The sequence below is a fragment of the Plantactinospora sp. CNZ320 genome (genome assembly GCF_002846275.1).
Genome location: NZ_PJMP01000001.1, coordinates 7,150,820 through 7,168,693, shown reverse-complemented (window position 1 = coordinate 7,168,693; position 17,874 = coordinate 7,150,820). Strand labels below are relative to the sequence as shown.

At 71.2% G+C, this 17,874-nt stretch carries 18 protein-coding genes; 9 read left to right on the top strand and 9 right to left on the bottom strand.

Annotated elements, in window-relative coordinates:
* The first annotated feature begins 68 nt into the window (after positions 1-68).
* The 6 genes from CLT71_RS32075 to CLT71_RS32050 all read left to right on the top strand — a co-directional run bounded on the left by CLT71_RS32075 (position 69) and on the right by CLT71_RS32050 (position 4,479).
* The gene (locus CLT71_RS32075; RefSeq protein WP_101370395.1) at positions 69-824 is read left to right on the top strand and encodes an SUMF1/EgtB/PvdO family nonheme iron enzyme; all 756 of its coding nucleotides are present in this window, start codon (positions 69-71) and stop codon (positions 822-824) included.
* 134 nt (positions 825-958) lie between these two features.
* A complete protein-coding gene (locus tag CLT71_RS32070; protein ID WP_101370394.1) occupies positions 959-1,972 on the top strand; it encodes a DUF5954 family protein in 1,014 nt (337 codons plus the stop codon).
* 93 nt (positions 1,973-2,065) lie between these two features.
* Entirely contained in the window at positions 2,066-2,365 is a 300-nt protein-coding gene (locus CLT71_RS38350; RefSeq protein ID WP_486483570.1) for a YbaB/EbfC family nucleoid-associated protein, read from the top strand.
* Positions 2,362-2,946, top strand: a complete 585-nt coding sequence (locus CLT71_RS32060; protein ID WP_101370392.1) for a hypothetical protein — start codon at positions 2,362-2,364, stop codon at positions 2,944-2,946. The genes CLT71_RS38350 and CLT71_RS32060 overlap by 4 nt, the downstream gene beginning before the upstream one ends.
* Positions 2,947-2,956: 10 nt before the next feature.
* Positions 2,957-3,208, top strand: coding sequence for a hypothetical protein (locus tag CLT71_RS32055; RefSeq protein WP_101370391.1), 252 nt, complete (start codon positions 2,957-2,959; stop codon positions 3,206-3,208).
* Positions 3,205-4,479, top strand: a complete 1,275-nt coding sequence (locus tag CLT71_RS32050) for a hypothetical protein (protein WP_101370390.1) — start codon at positions 3,205-3,207, stop codon at positions 4,477-4,479. Before CLT71_RS32055 ends, CLT71_RS32050 begins: the two co-directional genes overlap by 4 nt.
* Before the next feature lie 20 nt (positions 4,480-4,499).
* On the opposite strand, the gene CLT71_RS37195 is transcribed toward CLT71_RS32050, so the two are convergent.
* Complete coding sequence (locus CLT71_RS37195; protein ID WP_158242345.1) at positions 4,500-4,655, bottom strand: hypothetical protein; 156 nt, start codon at positions 4,653-4,655, stop codon at positions 4,500-4,502.
* Between the two features lie 332 nt (positions 4,656-4,987).
* A complete protein-coding gene (locus tag CLT71_RS32040) occupies positions 4,988-6,364 on the bottom strand; it encodes an MATE family efflux transporter (protein ID WP_101370389.1) in 1,377 nt (458 codons plus the stop codon).
* Positions 6,365-6,636: 272 nt separating this feature from the next.
* Between CLT71_RS32040 and CLT71_RS32035 the strand changes: the two genes are divergently transcribed.
* On the top strand, positions 6,637-6,900 hold the full coding sequence (locus tag CLT71_RS32035; RefSeq protein ID WP_101371969.1) for a hypothetical protein: 264 nt from the start codon (positions 6,637-6,639) through the stop codon (positions 6,898-6,900).
* A 6-nt stretch (positions 6,901-6,906) separates the two neighbouring features.
* On the opposite strand, the gene CLT71_RS32030 is transcribed toward CLT71_RS32035, so the two are convergent.
* From CLT71_RS32030 to CLT71_RS32010, 5 genes are all read right to left on the bottom strand, one after another.
* The gene (locus tag CLT71_RS32030; protein WP_101370388.1) at positions 6,907-8,370 is read right to left on the bottom strand and encodes an ABC transporter substrate-binding protein; all 1,464 of its coding nucleotides are present in this window, start codon (positions 8,368-8,370) and stop codon (positions 6,907-6,909) included.
* A gap of 8 nt (positions 8,371-8,378) precedes the next feature.
* The gene (locus CLT71_RS32025; protein WP_101370387.1) at positions 8,379-9,530 is read right to left on the bottom strand and encodes a hypothetical protein; all 1,152 of its coding nucleotides are present in this window, start codon (positions 9,528-9,530) and stop codon (positions 8,379-8,381) included.
* Positions 9,530-11,059 (bottom strand): VWA domain-containing protein, encoded by a 1,530-nt coding sequence (locus tag CLT71_RS32020; RefSeq protein WP_158242344.1) that lies wholly within the window; start codon positions 11,057-11,059, stop codon positions 9,530-9,532. The genes CLT71_RS32025 and CLT71_RS32020 overlap by 1 nt, the downstream gene beginning before the upstream one ends.
* A 126-nt stretch (positions 11,060-11,185) precedes the next feature.
* On the bottom strand, positions 11,186-13,438 hold the full coding sequence (locus CLT71_RS32015; protein WP_199187785.1) for a tetratricopeptide repeat protein: 2,253 nt from the start codon (positions 13,436-13,438) through the stop codon (positions 11,186-11,188).
* A 38-nt stretch (positions 13,439-13,476) separates the two neighbouring features.
* Positions 13,477-15,297: a S1 family peptidase gene (locus CLT71_RS32010; protein WP_101370384.1), complete on the bottom strand. Its 1,821-nt coding sequence runs from the start codon at positions 15,295-15,297 to the stop codon at positions 13,477-13,479.
* A gap of 257 nt (positions 15,298-15,554) precedes the next feature.
* On the opposite strand from CLT71_RS32010, the gene CLT71_RS32005 reads away from it, so the two are divergent.
* Positions 15,555-16,580, top strand: coding sequence for a SecDF P1 head subdomain-containing protein (locus CLT71_RS32005; RefSeq protein ID WP_143743692.1), 1,026 nt, complete (start codon positions 15,555-15,557; stop codon positions 16,578-16,580).
* A 65-nt stretch (positions 16,581-16,645) separates the two neighbouring features.
* Here the strand turns inward: CLT71_RS32005 and CLT71_RS32000 are convergent, their stop codons facing one another.
* Positions 16,646-16,900: a hypothetical protein gene (locus tag CLT71_RS32000; protein ID WP_101370382.1), complete on the bottom strand. Its 255-nt coding sequence runs from the start codon at positions 16,898-16,900 to the stop codon at positions 16,646-16,648.
* Positions 16,900-17,217, bottom strand: a complete 318-nt coding sequence (locus CLT71_RS31995; protein WP_486483569.1) for a DivIVA domain-containing protein — start codon at positions 17,215-17,217, stop codon at positions 16,900-16,902. Before CLT71_RS31995 ends, CLT71_RS32000 begins: the two co-directional genes overlap by 1 nt.
* A 336-nt stretch (positions 17,218-17,553) precedes the next feature.
* Here CLT71_RS31995 and CLT71_RS31990 point away from each other — a divergent pair, with 336 nt between their 5' ends.
* Positions 17,554-17,820, top strand: coding sequence for a winged helix-turn-helix domain-containing protein (locus tag CLT71_RS31990; RefSeq protein ID WP_101370381.1), 267 nt, complete (start codon positions 17,554-17,556; stop codon positions 17,818-17,820).
* The last annotated feature ends 54 nt before the right edge of the window (positions 17,821-17,874 follow it).

Here is a 17,874-nt window from a genome sequence, read left to right as displayed (position 1 = left end):
CGGCACCGACTCGCGTCGCCCGACCACCCCGACGTGGCTCGATCGCGGCTGCCGTAGCGTTCGACGCCATGTGGAGCGAGGAGATCGTGGCCGGGCGCCCGGCATGGCGGCACATCCCGTCCGGGGTGGTGTTCCGGAAGGTTCCCGGCGGTACCTTCCGGATGGGCCTGTCCGACGCGGAACTGGACGCGGTACGCGCCATCGAGCGCGCCGGCGAGGTCGAGGACACCGTCGAGCCGTTCCTCGCCACTGCCGGCGATGCCCAGCCGGTGCGCGAGGTGCGGGTCGAGCCTTTCCTGATCGCCCGGCATCCGCTGACGGTGGCCCAGGTCCGGCACTGGCTTCCCGACTACGAGGACGAGTACGCCGAGACCGACACCGCCACCGCCCGGCTCGAAGACGACCTGGACGAGCTGCTCGGCCTGCTGCCGTTCGCGCTGCCCAGCGAGGCCCAGTGGGAGTACGCCGCCCGAGCCGGCACCACCACGCTGACCTTCCGTGGCGACGGGAAGCCGGACGAGGACCAACTGCTCGACGACTTCGCTGACGAGGAGCGGACGGCAGCGTCGGAGAACGCGTTCGGGCTGGCCGCGATGGGGTCGGCGGGCGAACTCTGCGCCGACGTGTGGGTCCCCGGATATGCGGACGCCCCCTCCGACGCCCGGCCCCGGACCGGCGACGGCCCTCGAACCGTACGCGGCGGCGCCGCCGACATCTCTCCCTGGCAGGGCTGCGACGAGTGGCTGCTGCTGCTCTCCGCCGCCAGGGAGGAGCACGCCCAGTTCACCGCGGTACGCCCGGTCGCGTCCCTGCCGCCCGCCTGAGCCGGCATCGGACCGCAGCGATCCCGGCTTTGTCAAGCTTTTGTGGAGCGTTGTGGGGAAGACGCTGAGATTTGTGGACGAACTGTGGCGGTGGCGGGGCTGTGGTTCCGCCTCCGAGGCAACACAATGTGCACATGACCAATCACGACAGGTCAGTGCCTGATCACCTGCTGATCAAAATTGAGCAGCGGGACGACCCCGTCTCGATGATCTCGGAGGACGACGCCCGACGTCGTTCGCTCGCCTACCCGAAGACCATGTGGGGTGCCCCGATCTTCGGCCTCGCCGAGGAACTGGATGCCGGCCGGTGGCGGATCATCCGGCTCGATGCTGAGGAGCCGCAGTACGCCCGGGACAGCCTCGCCCACCACCTCCGCAAGCGGCACAACGAGACACCGGACACCCCCGAGTACGCGACCGAGCGGGCCGAGTGCGAGACCGCGTACGAACTGCTCGACTGGGAACCCGTCAACGACCTCACAGTCAACGGCCGCCGGTACCGGATCATCCGCGCCCAACCGTTCATCCGGATGGGGCCGGACGGCCCGGAGCCGCCCCGACCCACCGACCCCGACCTGTACCCGCCCGGGCAGGCGGAAAATGCTCCATCCCAGATGGACGGGTTCCTCATCGACCCGACCGCCGGCACCGGACTCACCGACGGCATCGTCCGGATCGAGATGACCTCCGCCTTCCACCGCGCGGAGACAGTCCCCAACGAGGTCCGCGCCGACTCCTACCGGGCACTGGACACCCACCCCAACGTGGTGCTGCTCCCGGTCGGTTTCACCATCGGCGGGTACGTCGACGGCAGTTGGCGACCCAGATCGTTCGACGCCTACCCGACCCCACAGGCTGCCCGGGACGCCGTTTCCTTCTCCATCGTGCGGCCCCGGATGGCCGAGAGCACCACGATCGAGGAGTTCAGAGCGGCGTACGACCGCGCCAAGGCGGCGCACGCACCGCCGACGACCGACGACTTCGAGTTGAACGGCGTGCAGTGCCGGGTCACCCGGGTCGAAACCTTCGTCCGGGTCGGCCCCGACGGCCCGGAAGGGCCACGCCCCTCCGACCACGACTCCCAACCACCACCGGCCCGACACGTCGCCGACCTCCGCGCCCAGGGCCTGATGCCCGACCCCGACTGAGCCACCCGCCCCCACGACCTGGTCGCCCACCCCTATCCTGAAGGGCGCTCAGCGTAATCAAAGCGGTGAGTTGCGTAGTCGAACCACCAGCCGATGCGGTCCATCGGCCCGCCGCGAACGGCTGTCAACCGGAGACGGGTACACATGGGATCCATTGCCGACACCTACGGTGCCATGCGCGCGGTCGGACGGTCACCGGACCGGTCCGTGACGTTGACCTTGACCGGCCGGGGTCAGATCGAGGTCGAGCTTGACCCGGATGTGCGGTTCACCCACAGCGAGGCCCAACTCGCCCGTCAGATCGCCGGCGCGGCCCGGATCGCGATCGCCGCGTTCCAGCAGGAGCAGGCCCGCGCCATCGCTCAAGCCGTCGAGGAAGCGGAGGCGGCGTGACGAGCGCCCGCCGCAGCCTGTCGTACCCCCTGCTGACCCTGCTGCTCGCCGCCCTCTCGCTTCCCGGCTGCTCGCTCGGACCACCCGACCCGAAGCCGGTCCCGCACGACAAACCACTGCCGACCTGCGACGCTCTCGTACCGGTGCTGACCTCCCTCGGCATGAGCAGGCTCGACCCCCAGCCGTCGCCGTCGAGCGACGTGACGCCGGCACAGCGCGTCTGTTCGTTCGAGCCGTCCGAGCGGGCCGCCCCGCCGGCCATCCTCAGCACCACGGTGAGTGTGGCTCTGCCGCGTGTCGACCCCGACGAGGGCGTGACGGTGAAACGGTGGGGGGAGATGTGGGTCGACAAACCCTGCGAGGGCCTCAAACGTCCCGCTTCCTCGATAGCCCAGGGCACGTTCTGCTACACGGCCGTCAGCGCGGACAGCGGATCCGCCGACCTGGTGGGCCTCCCTGACGACATCGGGATCGAGGTGCGCGTGCAATGGTGGGATCCCGAGGCCGACCAGACCACGCTACGCGCGGACGCCGAGCAGAAGGCCGAGGCTCTGGCCACACACCTGATCGCGCTGCTGTGAGGACTTCGTCATGGAAACCCAGTACGACCGCTTCCGCACCGAACTCGACGGCAGTCCGGTACACGGGCGCTCCCCGTTGGGATACGTCGAGGCACGCCGCAACGCCAAGGGCGAGATCAGCGTGTCGATCGAGCCTGGCGCCTTCCAGGAACTGACCCACCGGCAACTCACCGACGAGGTGCACGGTGCCTTGGCCACCGCGCTCGCCGACTACGCCCGGACCTCGGAACGACTCTTTCAGCGATGGGGCGGCAACCTGTGAGCACAATCAACGTCGAGACCGCCGCCCTGGTCCGGCATGCCAGTGGACGCTACGGCGACGCGATGGCCTGTGAGGCCATCGGGCGCTACGTCCGGCACGTCGGTGCGATCCCCGACCTCGCCTGGGGCCCGATGGAGTGGGTTCAGAAGTGGAGGACCGAGTGGGACGAAGCCTGCAATGACCGTGTCCGAGAGGCCACTCTCGCCAGTGAACGGTTCGATGACGTCGGCCAAACCCTGTATCGGGTGGCTGCCAACTACGCTGATGCTGACATCAGGGTCGCTGCGGACCTCTCTGCTCTGACTGGTGGGCCGCTCATGCCCTTCGTCGAGGCACTGGGCAACCCACCCGGTGCCGTTGCCCGTCCCGGTGAGGACCTGAAGTTTCCCGATCGCCACGCCAGCGTCTCCATTCCGACCATCCCCGATGACACCCCGGTCAACCATGACCTGAACATCCTGCGGCGGGACGGCTCGATCAACGAGCGGGACCTCTACCCGACAGGAACCGACCTCTCGAAGACGCCAGAGACCCTACGACGGGCCGAACTCACGACCGAGGGCCGCCGCAAACTCTGGGAGTTCATCACCGAGTGGTACAGCGAGCTAAAAACCGCTGAGAAGATCGTCTGGCAGTGGGGCCTCGCCCCGGCCGAATCCAGCACGGGCTTCATCGACCAGGCCAGCGCCGCCTGGCCCGGCATCATCGCCAACCGCGCCAACCTCCTGCGACTCGGGGCGAACGCCTACCGGACCCTACGGGAAAACATGGCCAACCAGGTCAAGGACCTTCAGCAGTACTGGGCCTCACCCGGTGCGGCCAGCGCCTACGTGATCTACGCCAGTAGTTTGGGCCGGCACCACGAGGCGCTCGCCGACAATCTTCAGTGGCTCGGCGACGAGGGTGTCAAAGCGTCCAAGACGCTCGATGATCTGCAGCTGGAGTTCGCCAACCTGGGATTCGCTCACATCGCCACCATCTCCGCCCAGCTCCGGACTTACAACGAGGTGGCGGGCAGTCTCAGCAAAGACGTCGGCGCTTCCCTCAACGGCCTGGCCAATGCAGTTAACGCGTTGACCAAGTCGCTCATCACCAGTTGGGAGGCGGCGGCCGCGAAAGCGGCGGCCACTGTGTCGATAACCGAGAAGGTGATCAACCGATCGCCCGAGTTCAACAACCACAACCACGCACTCGCGCTGCCACCCTCCAGTCCGTCGAACGAGTGGCGGGGGGACGGCTGGAAGCCCGGCACCCGCATCCCGAGGCCGTGAATCGCCGCTGACCAGCCGTGCTATTCGGTGTCCTCGTCGGCGATGCCGACCAGACCGTCGGTCAGGGTCACCCCGACATCGGCGGCGAAGGCGCGCAGCCGCTCGGCCAGCACCTCCGTCCGGTCGTCCACGAAGAGCTTTCCGCCCTGGCCGCCCTCCCGCAGCTGTCGCCCCACTGGGGCAGGGTGCCGGTCGCCATCTCGTAGAGCGTCACCGCGGCGGCGAACCGCTCGGCGGCGGCGTCGTAGCGAAGCCGGCGCGGCGGCCCGAGGAACGGGTCCAGGTAGGTGACGGTGCCGGCGGAGACCTGGTCGGTCGGGGTCGCCGACAGCGAGAAGTCGAAGACGCACAGGTGTTGCTGCTTGTCCGAGGGGCGCGCCCGGGCCGCCAGGCACCGTCACTCCCCCGACTCAGGGTCCCACTCGTCCTGGCAGGCTACCTGCACCTGTCACTTATGACGGTTCTCGGTCAGTGGGCATGTTTCGGCAGGAGCCGCCGGTGGCCGTACTCACCGGGTGGCGCCGAGTACGGCCCAGCGGCCGGAGCGCATCCGGAGCAGCAGTCCGACCAGTCGGGCCACGATGAAGAGGGTGAGCCCGGCCCAGATGCCGCCGAGGCCGAGATCGAGGGCGAAGGTGAGCCAGATCGCCGGCAGGAAGACGCCGAAGCCGCTCACCACGGTCAGGTTGCGCAGGAACCGGACATCACCGGCGCCGATCAGCACCCCGTCGAGGGCGAAGACGACGCCGGCCAGCGGCTGCATCCCGACGAACCACGGCCAGGCGATCATGGCCTGCTCGCGTACCTGGGGGTCGTCGCTGAACCAGGTGGGCACGACCCCGGCACCCGCACCGATGACGACCGCGAAGGCAATGCCGCAGATGCCGCCGTAGATCGCGATCCGCCGGCCCAGCAGCCGGGCGCTTGCCGCGTCGCCGGCCCCGAGCGCCGCCCCGACCAGTGCCTGGGCCGCGATGGCCAGTGCGTCGAGCAGCAGCGCGGTGAAGAACCAGAGTTGCAGGGCGATCTGGTGCGCGCCGACGGCGGCCACCCCGAACCGGGCCGCCACGGTGGTCGCGGAGAGGAAGCTGGCCTGGAAGGCGGCGCCCCGGATCAGCAGGTCCCGGCTGAGCACGAGTTGCCGGCTGATCACCCGAGGCCGGGGCGCCAGCGGCACCCGCTCGGCGACCAGCGCGGCGGCGAAGAGCAGTCCGGAGAGGGTCTGCGCGACCACGTTCGCGATCGCCGAGCCGGCCAGGCCGAGGCCGGCCGGATAGACCAGCAACGGGCAGAGCAGCGCGGAGAGCAGGTTCGGTCCGAGCACGAACCAGAGCGGTCGCCGGGTGTCCTGCACGCCGCGCATCCAGCCGTTGCCGGCCGCCGCGAGCAGCAGGCCGGGAGCGCCGAGCACCGCGATCCGCAGCCAGAGTGCCGCGCCGTCGGCCACCTCGGGGGATCCGGGTCCCGCGACGGTACGCGCCAGCGGGCCGGCCGCGAACTGCATGGCGACCGCCAGCAGCACTCCGGCGGCGAGGGCGAGCCAGGACGACTGGACTCCCTCGGCCACGGCGGCGGCCCGGTCGCCGTACCCGAAGCGGCGGGCCGCCCGCCCGGTGGTGCCGTACGCGGTGACCGTGCCGATCCAGACGACCATGGTCATCACCGGGCCACCGACGGCGAGCGCGGCCAGCGGCACCGAGCCGAGGTGCCCCAGCACGGCGGTGTCGACGAGTACGTAGAGCGGCTCGGCGGCCAGCACCACCAGGGCGGGCAGGGCCAGTCCGAAGATCCGCCGCGCGGAGGCGTCGACCGCTCTCGACGCCGGTGCGGCGGCTTCGGTCGGTGCTGGGTCGACGTCCGGGGTCGGGACGCTGGGCTGGCTCATCGGGAACGATGCTGACACGACACCTGTAAGGAACGCAAGGCGCAAGAGAGCTTACCGATCGGCGCTGCGGGGAGTCTCACCCGCGCACTGTCGAGCTGCCCCGGCTGTGCGTCCACCACTCGGACCCAGAAGCGCTGCCACTCCCGATGGTGCGATGACCCCGGCGGGGCTGCGCCACCTACCCCTCTCGGATAGTGTTCGATCGACCACGCAACTGTGACGGCGTCCACCCTGTGCTGGTGGAGCACCGCCGGCAACCGGGGAGGACCGCGATGGCCAGCATCGAGGAAGTCAAAGCCGCGCTTGCTCAGGCTGCTGACCAGGGCAACAGCACCCTCAACCAGATCAGGTCGGCCATCGAGAACACCGAGCAGGTCCTCACCCGGCTCCGGGCGGTCGCCGCCGGCACGGGTCACCCGAAGATCGCCGAGGCCATCACCCGCGCCGAGCAGACGAAGCAGCGCCTCACCGAGGCCGCGACCATGATCCAGGGCAGCGCCGTCGCGGCTCGCGAGTACGCAAGCGTCCTCGGCTGAACCGGGCTACTCCGGGTCGCTGCACGCGCCCGGCAGCCACTCGTCCCCAGCGGTGTCGGCTCGCACCTGTTCAAGCTGACTCAGGAGCGGATCGAGCCGCTTCGGGTCGTGCAGGTACTCCAGTACCGCATGCTGGAAGGCGTTCGCCATCTCCGCCGGCATCACGTCGGAGGCGTCGAGACACAGTGGACTCGGGCTCGCCGTCAGTGTCTCCGCGATTCTCCTGGTCACCTCTGGCCGCCTGTCGACGCCGCCCGGCACTCCCCCGTCGCCCGGCGCGTCCCGGCCGCCTGGCGCGTCCCCGTCGCCGGGCCGGACGTCCCGGTTGACCGAGAAGAAGCTCCCGGCGCTGCTCTGCTGCCAGATCCGCTGGGCCTCGTCGGTGGCCAGGAACTCGATGAGGCGGCGGGCGCCCGGCTTGTCGCTGAACAGCCCGGCGAAGTCGGCCGACGCCATCGAGCCGTCCCGTCGTCCGCCACCACCGGGACCGGTGCCACCGGGGCCGGCATTGTCGGAACCGGTGCCGCCGGGGCCGGTGCCGTCGAAGGTCGGGAAGGGAAAATAGTCTGCGCCGAGGACGTCCGCCGACCGGATGGCGCCGCTCGGCTCGTCTGCGAGATAGCCGGCCCGCATGCCGATCACGAACGACGCCTGGTGTTCGAAGAGACAGCCGGGCTGGCTGGTGAACATCGGCCTGCCGGCGTCGGTGAACTCGGTCAGCAGGGCGGCGGCGCTACCTCCCCGTACCATCCCCGGCGCGCCGACCAGGTCGCCCCAGGCCTTCCAGGCCGCCCGTACCTCCGGTGCGGTCCAGCCCAGCCGGCCGGCCGACCAGGCGTCGTAGGCGGCCGTCCCGGAGCGGTGCAGCAGGATGTCCTCTATCCAGTCCGTACCCGGCCACCCGGAGCCGGGGGTGGCGCTCATCCCCAGACACCACGGGGTCCTGCCCGCCGTCGCCAGCGACCGGCTCGTCTCGACCAGCGCCTCCCAGCTTCGCGGTGCTCCCGCCGCGCCGAACGGCTCCCGCTCCGGCACGTACCAGACGAGGCTCTTCAGGTCGGCCTTGATCGGCAGCACGTCCAGCCCGTCGCCCTCGTTGAGTTGGGCCAGCCGACGCCACTGCGCGCCCATCGACGAGCTGGGATCGCTGTCCAGCGGTCGGAGTACGCCCCGGCGCAGGTAGGCTGCCATCTCGCTCAGGGTTGGCAGTACCGCGACGTCCGGTGCGGTGCCCTTCTGCACCTCGGCGAGGAGGATCTGCCGTACGGCCCGGGTGCCCCGGTAGTCGACCTCGACGTCGTACCGCTTCTCGAAGGCGTCCAGCACCTCCCGGAAGCTCGCCTCCTCGGCACCGGTCCAGGAGGCGAGCACGTCCACCGTCTCCGCGTCGGACTGACCCAGGCAGCCGCCGAGGCCCAATCCGACGGCCAGCACGGGCAGCAGGGTCAGCTGGGCGAGCTTGCGTCGCATGGGAAGTCTCATTTCGACCGGTACCGGTATTCCTCGATGCGCGGCCGCAGCCCCAGCCAGACCAGCAGCGCGATCGGCGAGGCCAGGAGCAGCACGACGAACGCGCCGGACGTCGCCCCGGTGGCCGAGGCCGCCTGCTCGTCGACCTCCGCCGCGTGGCGCAGCACGTCACGGTCGGCCACCGGCACCGGCGACGGGGGCGGGGACGGGGAGGCGGCCGGGGCTCCGGCACCCGAGCCGGTCCGGAACACGTCGCTGCTCACCTCGCAGCCGTCCTGCCGCCGGCAGAAGTCCGCGACGAGTTCGTCGAGCGCGACGACGCCCTGGCGGTCGGCACTGGTGGACTGTTCCCCCGACAGCCGGCGGACCTCCGACAGTTCCGCGTGGGCGCCGGCCAGCTCCTCGTTCGCGACCAGCACGAACGACGTACCGGCGGCGAGCCCGACGAGCAGCAGGGTGCTGGCGGCGAGGCCCCAGTTGACCGCCCGGCGGAACCGTCGGCGCAGAAAGAGTTGCGCGCCGACGAGCAGGAGGAACAGCAGCAGCACCGGCACCGCCCAGACCAGCGTCACCCCGGGATGGAGCCATCCGGACGAGAGCCGCGCCTGAAGCGTCGCGCTCTCCGCCGCCACCATCGCGTCGATCTGGGCGAGGATTCCACCGTCGGAGTGCAGCAGCCGGGAGGCGTACCAGGCGTAGGCGGTGGCGAGACCGTCCGGCCCGCTCTGCCGGTAGTGCGCGTGCGCCTGCCCCATCAGGCTGATGTACGTGACCAGCAGCCCTTCCACGACCTGAATCTGCCGGCTGCTGCTGTTGCCCGACCCGATGTCCTCGGCAGCCTGCGCCAGGCTCTGGCTGGCGGCGGCGATCTGGTTCTGGTATTCCTCGCCGGGTCCGACCAGTACGGCCTGCCGGCTCTGGAAGCTGGTGATCGCCGCCGTGTCGGCCCGGACCAGGGCGGTACGCACCGCCGCCAGCTCCATCACCGAGGGCAGGCTCCGGGTGCGTACCGTCTCGGCGGTGCGATGGGCACCCCAGATCACGGCGAGCGAGCTGGCCAGCACCAGTACCGTGGCACCGAGCAGGCAGCCGAGCAGGCGCAGCAGCGTACGCCGGGTGGTGCTCGGCCGCACCACGTCACCCGCCGCCGGTTCCGCCATCAGGCCCCCTCGCCAACCGCGGCCGCCTCGCCGAACGGGCGGCGGCAGGCTTCGCACCCCGCCGCACCGGCCGGTGAGATCCGCCCGCAGGGACAGACCTGGGCGGGGGCGTCCGGCGACGGTTCAGCCAACGCCGGGGCCGGGGCCACGGGCGTGCGTCGGGGCTGGGGAACGTCCCACGGCGACTCCGCGCCGCCGACCATCACCGAGCTGACCGCGGCCCGCAGCAGCGCGCTGCGGGTCCATCTCTCCTTGAGCCGTACCGGCCGGTCGGGGTCGCCGGTGACCTCCACCAGCCCGGCCAGCCGGTGCAGGACCTCGGCGTTGCCGAGCCGCTCCGCCAGCGCGACGGCGATCCCGAGCTGTGCCTCGGCGGTGCTGCGGTCCCCCGCCTCCAGGGCGTTGCAGCCGGCTGCGACGGCATCGCCCAACTCCTCCTGCCCGAGATGCCGGGCGAGCAACGGCTCGATCCGGGTCGGCGCGACCGGGTCGTCGGTCCAGCAGAGCACGATCGGCCGTGGGGCGGCGCACCGCTCACCCGCCATCAGCAGGTCCACCCGGGCAGCCCGGACCTCCTCCTCAAGCGGCGGGCGGTCACCGTTCGACCCGTAGCCGATCGACAGGTCCACCAGGAAGTCGCGGCTCTCGTCGCCGGTCCAGGAGCCGGTGTAGAACTCGGTGGTCCGGTTGTCGAGCGTCGTCGCGTGCTCGGTCAGGTCGGCCAGGATCGGCGTCTCCTGGCGTACCGACCGGACCCGTACGCCGGGGGCGGTGGTGAGCCGGATTCGCAGGTCGGGCACCTGCTTGCCCATTGCTTTGTCCATAATCGACTCGAAGTCGGCGGCGAGTTCGTCGACGTTGCCGATCGCCTCGGCGCTGCCGCGCAGCACGGAGGTGATCCGCAACAACTGACGGTGGTCCCAGTCGTCGCCGATGCCCCGGGCGTCGCAGACGAAGTTGCCCGCGCAACCGGTCAGTACCTCTTCCAGTTGTTCGGGTGTCTCGTGCTCGTTGCGGCCGTCGGTCAGCAGGATCACGTGCCGTACCAGATCGGGGTGCGGTCCCAGCAGTTGGTCCGCGAGCCGCAGCCAGCGGCCCATCGCGGTGCCGCCGCTGGCGTAGAGGTGTCCGGTGGCCCGCTTCGCCTCAGCCCGGGTGCTGTCGCTGGCCACCGCCGTGGTCGCCCGTTCGGGATAGACCATCCGGGCGGTGTCGGTGCCGGCGACGATGGCGAAGCTGCTGCCGTCCCGGATGGCGTCGATCGCGGCCCGGGTGGCCTGTTTCGCCGCCGCAATCTTGGCCTGCGGGTAGCTCATCGAGCTGGAACAGTCGACAAGCACCACCACACCGGCCGAGGTCGGCGCCGGCATCACCGCCTGGGCCGGGGACCGGGCGGTCACCCTGAGCACGACAGACATCCCGGTGTCCGAGGTCGACCGGTACGGGTTCTGCACGATCTCCAGCTCGAAGGCGTGTGGCGGGCCGCTTCCGCCCGGTCCTGGTGTCACCCCGGCATCTCCCATCCCCATCGAGTCCTCACCACCTCTCATCCGACCCCGCCCCCGGCCCCGCCCCCGAAAACGGGCCGCCGGGCTGTCGGGCTGTCGCGGCCGCCGGACTGCTGGGGCCGTCGGGCTGTCGCGGCCGTCGGGCCGTCACCACGGGGTCCTCGGCCGTACCGCGTTGGCGAGGTCGACCAGCGCGCCGTGGTCGTCGAGCGTCCGGGCCTGTGCGGCGAGCACCCGCATCGACCGCTCCAGCCGCCGCCGGAGGTCGTCCTCGGTCGGCTCCGGCCCGAGCACCTCACCACCGTCACCGAACCCGCCCCCGTCGCCGTCACCGTCACCGAACCCGTTCCCGTCTCGGGCGCCGGTGAGCGTGCCGGCGACCGAACCCGTGTGGAACAGGCCGAGCGCCGCCGCCTGGACCAGCGCCGTCAGCCGGTCCCTGGCCTCACCTGTCGGGTTGCCGCCGTCGAGGCGCAGCGCGGGCAGTCGGCGTACCGCCTCGGCGACGTCGGCCCGGGTCGGGCCGCCGGCCGGCAGCCGGCCGCAGAGGATACGGACCGCCGCGACCCGGGCCCGCTCGTAGTGCAGGGTCTCCCTCGGCACCTCGTCCAGGATCCGCACCGCCCCGGCCCGGTCGCCGTCGCGCAGCCGCAGCCGGGCCAGCCCGAACGCGGCACTGCCCTCGCTCCGGTCACGTCGCCAGATCGCCCGGTAGCAGCGACCCGCCCAGTCGTACTCGCCGAGGTGCTCGGCGCAGAAGCCGAGGGCGAGCTTCGGGGCGATCTCGCCGGGGCAGTCGGCGTAGACGGCGTTGAACTCGGTCTCGGCCGCCGGCACGTCCGCGCGGGCCAGCCCGAGCAGGCCCCGGTGCCAACGGATCCGCCAGTCGTGCTCGGCCCGAGGGCCGAGGTCGGAGACCGCCGCGTCCAGGGCACCGTCCGCGCTGCCCGGATCATCCGCCTCCAGGTACGCCCGGCAGAGCGCGAGCCGGACCTCGACCGAGCGCAGCCCGGAGTTGGCGAGCTTCTCGATCAGTCCGCGCGGGTCCGCCGCCCCGGCGGTGGCGAGCAGGTCCACCGCCTCGTCGTCCGGGTCCACGATCGGCAGCGGCAGCCCGGCGGCCGCCCAGGAAGGCGAGGGCGGCGTGACGTCGAGTGTGTCAGTCGCGCCCCTGATCCAGAGGTCCAGTCCGGGTACGGCGCCGAGCCCGCCGTCCAGCAGTACCGGGGTCGGGGCGAAGACCGTCGAGCGCACCGGGTGGGGCCGGCCGGTCCGCAGCGCCAGCACCTCCCGGAGTACCCCCTTGAGCTGCCCAGACATCTCGGCGGCGGTGGCGAACCGGCGGTCGTGCCCGGCGACGGCCCGGTTGACCAGGCGGACGAACGACTCCACCCCGAAGGCGATCCCGTCGGCGCCGGCCGGGGCAGCCCGGCACCCCTCGTCGCTGACCTCGAAGAGCACCTGGAGGGTACGGCCGACGGTGTGGATGTCCGACCGGACGGTCAGTCCGTGCCGGCCGATCTCGTCCGGCGGTACCTGGAAGAAGTCGGTACCGACCCTCGGGCTCTTGTCGTCGTCGAGCCGGCGTACGCCGCCGATGTCGATCACCTTGATCCGGTCGGCGCAGCGGATCACGTTCGCCGGCTTCATGTCGCAGTAGAGCAGACCCCGGCCGTGCAGGTACTCCATCGCCGCGAGGATCTCGTGCCCGTACGCGAGCACGTGCTCGATCGGCAACGGCCCGGTGCGCCGGGCGGCGGCCTCCTGCACGTCCTGCAACGACTGCCCGTTGAGGTACTCCATCACGATGTAGCCCGCCTGCTCCCCGGTGCGCGGGTCGCGGTGGGTGACCGAGTTGAAGATGCGGACGATGTTGGGGTGGTCGAGGGTGGTCAGGAAGCGGCGTTCGGCGACGGCGAGCCGGAGCGCCGCCGCGTCGTTGCTGATCAGTCCCTTGAGGACGACAGGGTTGCCGTCCAGGTGGGTGTCCCGGGCCAGGTAGACCCAGCCGAGTCCACCCCTGGCGAGGCAGCCGTCGACCTCGTACTGGTCGGCCACCAGGTCACCGCGACGCAGCTCCGGCACGAACGAGTACGGGCTTTGGCAGTGGCCGCAGAATCCCTTCGGCAGTGCGGGCTGGCCACGGAAGCTCCGGCCGACCTGCGCACCGCAGTTGCCGCAGAACCGGCTCGACTCGGGGACCTCGGTGTCGCCGCGCAGCCGGCTGACCGGGTCGGCGGGCTCCAGTTCCGGCATCGGCACGAGGCCGCCGACCAGCCAGGACGAGCCGCTGGAGGCCGTCGAGCCGGGGACGACGGCCGACGGCTCGCCGGACGACTCTCCGGACGGGCTCGGCAACGGCCGGCGGTCGCAGGTGTCGCAGAATCTGGTCTCGTCCACCGTCCCGGTGCAGCCCGGGCGGTTGCACCTGCTCGTCATCACGCCGCCCCCGGACTATCGTCCCGACCACCGGTCGATCCCGCATCGTCCGGCCCCGCCACACGACGGTCGTCCACCTTCGCCGCAGGACGGTCGCCCGCCTTCGCCGCAGAACGGTCGCCCGCCTTCGCCGCAGGACGGTCGTCCATTCTCGCGGAGCGGCGCCGGATCGCCACGCCGTACCTGTCGACCAGCACGGTGCAGGCCGCCAGGTCGGACGGGCCGCGCCAGAGCGCCTCGTGCGCCTCGCGATAGAGCGCGGTCAGCTCCGGATCCTCCCGCAGCGGTGCCGGCACAGCCGCCCGGTACCCGTCGATCCGGTCCCGCAACCGGTCGCGTTCGTCGAGGAGTGCCCCCAGTTCCCGGCCGGCCCGCCTGGCGGCGTCGAGGGCCCGATCCGCCTTCCGCCGGCACGACTCGATGGTCGGCAGCAGCGGCGTGTCACCGGGTTGCGCAGCGGCCGCCCGCAGCGCGGCCAGCCGCAGCCGTAACCCCGGTTCGTGCGACGGCGGGGCGGGCACCGGCTTGATCCGGGCGGCGACGTACGCGTACCGCTCCCGGGCGGCCTGCTCGGCGGCCCGTACCTCGGCGATCCGGGCGGCCAGCAGTTCGAGCGCGGCGTAGTCGAGGCTCGGCGCCCGGTCGTCGTGGAAGGCGAGCAGCAGTCGTAGGTCGCGGCCGGCGACCTGGTCGGCGATCGGTCGTACCACCTCGGCGACCAGCGCTTCCGGGTCGATGGCCCGGTCCACGCCGTCGAGGACCAGGTTCATCGGCGGCGGCTCGCCGGCCATGCTGTCGGCCAGCGACTTCTCCGGGTCGGCGCCGACGCTCATCCAGTTGACGATCCGGCTGGCCACCTCCGCCACCGTGCGGCCGGACACGTCGAGTGCCAGGTCGATCCGGCCCGACACGTCGAGCGCCGGATCGACCCGACCCGGCGGGGATTCTCCTGGTGCGGCCGGCGCCGGCCCGCCCTGTCCGGTGCCGGCGGGCCGGAACTCGCGGCTGGTCCGCAGCACGACTTCGCGCAGGGCGGCGTGTGCGGCCGAGCCCGGGGCGGTGACGATGATCCGGGAATCCGGCGGGGCACCGGGGGCGAGGAAGTCGGTGAGCTGCCGGACCACCGACTCGTCGGTGGCCACCGGTCCGATCGGCGTGGCGAAACTCGCGTCGACCGCCGAGTCGCCGCTGACCCAGTCGCGCACCAGGGGCAGGTATCTGATGATCGTCTCGACCGGAATCATCCAGGAGAGCGCCGAACCCCGGCCGGCGAGATAGCTGACCACGATTCCCAGCACGTGCTCGGTCTCCTCGTCGAAGACCGCCGTACCGCTGAACCCGGGCTCCACGGCGGGACCGGTCGGCTCGGAGTCGAGTTGGATCCACTCGCCGCCCGGCCCACCGTCCCCGGCGAGCCGGGCCCTGGCCCAGACGCCGGTCGGGACCGTCGACGGGAACCCGAACATCCGTACCGCGCGACGCGCCCCGGACGGCAGCCGGCGCAGCACCGGACCGGTCGCGTACGGCAACGGCTCGGCGAGCCCGAGCAGGGCCAGGTCGGCCCGCTGGTCGTCCTGTGGCGGTTTCCAGCAGCCGTCGACCACCCGGCCCAGGGCCACCGGTCCGGCGGTACGGCGTCCGACCAGCTCCACCTGGAACTCCTGCTCCGGCCGCCCTCCCTCCACACTGGGGTTCTGCGGCAGCAGGATGTGCGCACAGGTGAGCACGTGCCGGTCACCGAGGACGATGCCGGCGCCACGGATCGCGGCGCGATCGTCCCGGATGCACGCCCGCCACTGTGCGCTGCCTGATTGCGACACACGGCAACGTTATTCGCACGTGTCGTGACAATGCCACCCGTAACAAGGTCGGAAATCGGATCGCCGGCGTTCCCGGCGCCGTCATCGATGGACCCGACAATGTCCCTGACGTGTCTAATGTGTACCCCATGGATCATGGCCACCCCCCATCGACGCCGGCTGTGGGGCACTCCCCTACCGGACAGCCCTCCAGCACTCCGCCCGGGCCGGTCTCCGGCAGCCGCAGAAAACCTGGCTGGCGGTTGGTCGCGGGCGGGGTGGCTCTGGCCGTACTCTGCTGCGCCGGGGCGGTGGTGCTGACCTTCGTGGTCCGCGATCGGTTCCTCAGTGGCCCACCCGGCAGCACGACGATCACCGTGGAGGCGGTGGGACCGGGCGAGACGGCCCCTGGCAAGGCAGCGATCGAACGTACCCGGCAGATGCTCGCCGACCGGGCCGAAGCCGTCGGGTTGGCCGAGCCGTCGGTGCGGCTCTCCGGGGACCGCAGGATCGTGATACGGGTAGCCGGAACCGATCATGAAACGGACCTTCGCGCGCTGGTGGCCGTCGGCGACCTCCAATTCCGCCGGGTGCTCGCCACGACACCGGAATCCGGTGACGGAGCCACCGGCGCCCCGGCGACAGCGGCTCCGTCGAACGGACCGCTGCCCAGCCGGGATCAGGTGATAACCAAGCTCGGCCCCGCGTACCAGGTCGCCCAGTCGCTGACTCCGGACCGCGCCACCCTGGCCCAGCTCGCCCCGGAGACTCGGGAAGCACTTCTCCCGTTCACCACGCTCTCGCCCGCCGAGCTGGCCGTACTGCCGGCGGACGTGCTGGCCGTCGTCCCGCAGTTGACCTGCGCACAACTACTGGCGCGTCCGGCCGAGGTGGGTCGGGACCCGAACGAGCGGTCCGTCACCTGCGACCAGAGCAAGCCGTCGTACAAATATCTGCTCGACGCCGCCGCACTCTCGTCTGCGGACATCGGGGATGCAAAGGCGACAATGAGCGAACAGGCCGGCGGTTGGCTGGTCACGCTCAGCTTCAGCGCAGCCGGGCAGCAGCGGTTCACCGAACTGACCCGGGCGGCGTCCAGCGCTCCGGACGGCGCCAACCAGGTGGCCATAGTCGTGGACAACGTGGTGCTCTCCGCGCCGACGGTCACGACCGTGGTCACCGGCGACGCCCAGATCTCCGGAAGTCTCACCCGGTCCGCAGCGGAGGCCCTGGTCGGCCAACTCCGCTCCGGCGCGCTTCCCCTCGCGCTGCGGATCGTCAGCCTGACCAGCAGCCCGGACTGAGCTCGCCAGGACACCGGCATGGCGGTCGAGCAGCGGTGACCCGGCGTCAGGGGCCGGCTGTCCTGTCACCTGTCCAGCTCCACACTCGCGCACGGCGTCTCGTGTTCGGCGCGCAGTGCGCAGCGCCTGCCGGCGGCCAGCAGCCGGTCGCAGAAGAGTCGGGACTGCACGGTCTGGTCGTCCTCGACCGAGACGGTCGCCTCGGCCTGGTCGACCTGCGGCAGCCGGCCCAGAGTCCGGGCCAGCATCCGGGCCACCTGCCGGGCCGTGTCCGGGTCCGGCGCGATGAAGGGCACGTGTACGACGTAGCGGTCAACCATCAGCGGTCCGCCAACTCTGGTGCCGTCGTCGCCTGTCGGGACTGCCAGCGGCGCAACGCGTCCTTGATCCGGGCGTTCTGCTCCCGCAGGGTCGCGAGTTCGTTGTAGGCCCGGGCCAGGTCACCGGCGACCTGGCTGAGGAAGGCTTCCACCTCGACCGGGTCGACTCCCTGTCGTCTGAAGCCGACCGGGGTGAACCGGCGCAGCCTGACCTGCGAGGGCAGCAGCGGGCGACAGGTCGCCGACCGGTACACCTGGCCGAGTCGCCGGGGCGGCCTCCGATCCCGTCTGAACAGCCGCCGAAAAAGAACCCGCACGACACACCACCAACCTCTCCTAAACAGGTCAGGACTCTTCCGCAGCAGGTCAGGACGTGGATGGGTGGCGCCGGCCCGGATCCCCGGTTGCTGTCGGACCGGCGCCACCCCGCCCCGCCGACGCAGCCGGAGGCGCCGTACGACAGCAGGGCGTGACTCGGGGCCGGGGCGGACAACACGCAGGCCGACCACCCCGACCGGGAGGTGAACGCCCCGCGTGCCATGCAAGGAGCGCTCAGGAACCGAACATAGGCGCGATAGGCGCCTATGTCAACGAAAGCTTGTCGGGATCTCGCTCTTCGTGATCAAATCGGGGTGCCATGCAAGGAGTGCCCCATGCCGACACAGCCGGACTACGTTCGGATCTCAAACGCCTACGCGTCAGCGATCGTTGAGGGAAAGCTGAAGCCTGGAGACAAGCTGCCCTCGATCGCCGAGATGACGAAGCGCTACGGCGTCGGCGCGACGACCATCAAAATGGTGCTCGTACGCCTTGAGGCCCGCCGGCTCGTCCGCCGCCATCAGGGCAAGGGGACGTTCGTCGAGCCGCGCGAAAAGTGGCTACTTCCCGAGGACGAAGACGAGCCGATCATCGAAATCTAGCCTCCGCCATCGTCGCCGCATTCTCCAGGCGAGGACGGTGGTCCGCGACGGTTC

Coding starts and splice junctions, on each gene's coding strand:
- CLT71_RS31990 (WP_101370381.1), top strand. CDS start 17,554: ATGCCGACACAGCCGGACTACGTTCGGATCTCAAACGCCTACGCGTCA.
- CLT71_RS32075 (WP_101370395.1), top strand. CDS start 69: ATGTGGAGCGAGGAGATCGTGGCCGGGCGCCCGGCATGGCGGCACATC.
- CLT71_RS32000 (WP_101370382.1), bottom strand. CDS start 16,900: ATGGTTGACCGCTACGTCGTACACGTGCCCTTCATCGCGCCGGACCCG.
- CLT71_RS38350 (WP_486483570.1), top strand. CDS start 2,066: ATGCGGTCCATCGGCCCGCCGCGAACGGCTGTCAACCGGAGACGGGTA.
- CLT71_RS32040 (WP_101370389.1), bottom strand. CDS start 6,364: ATGAGCCAGCCCAGCGTCCCGACCCCGGACGTCGACCCAGCACCGACC.
- CLT71_RS32030 (WP_101370388.1), bottom strand. CDS start 8,370: ATGCGACGCAAGCTCGCCCAGCTGACCCTGCTGCCCGTGCTGGCCGTC.
- CLT71_RS32035 (WP_101371969.1), top strand. CDS start 6,637: ATGGCCAGCATCGAGGAAGTCAAAGCCGCGCTTGCTCAGGCTGCTGAC.
- CLT71_RS32055 (WP_101370391.1), top strand. CDS start 2,957: ATGGAAACCCAGTACGACCGCTTCCGCACCGAACTCGACGGCAGTCCG.
- CLT71_RS32070 (WP_101370394.1), top strand. CDS start 959: ATGACCAATCACGACAGGTCAGTGCCTGATCACCTGCTGATCAAAATT.
- CLT71_RS32020 (WP_158242344.1), bottom strand. CDS start 11,059: ATGGGGATGGGAGATGCCGGGGTGACACCAGGACCGGGCGGAAGCGGC.
- CLT71_RS32025 (WP_101370387.1), bottom strand. CDS start 9,530: ATGGCGGAACCGGCGGCGGGTGACGTGGTGCGGCCGAGCACCACCCGG.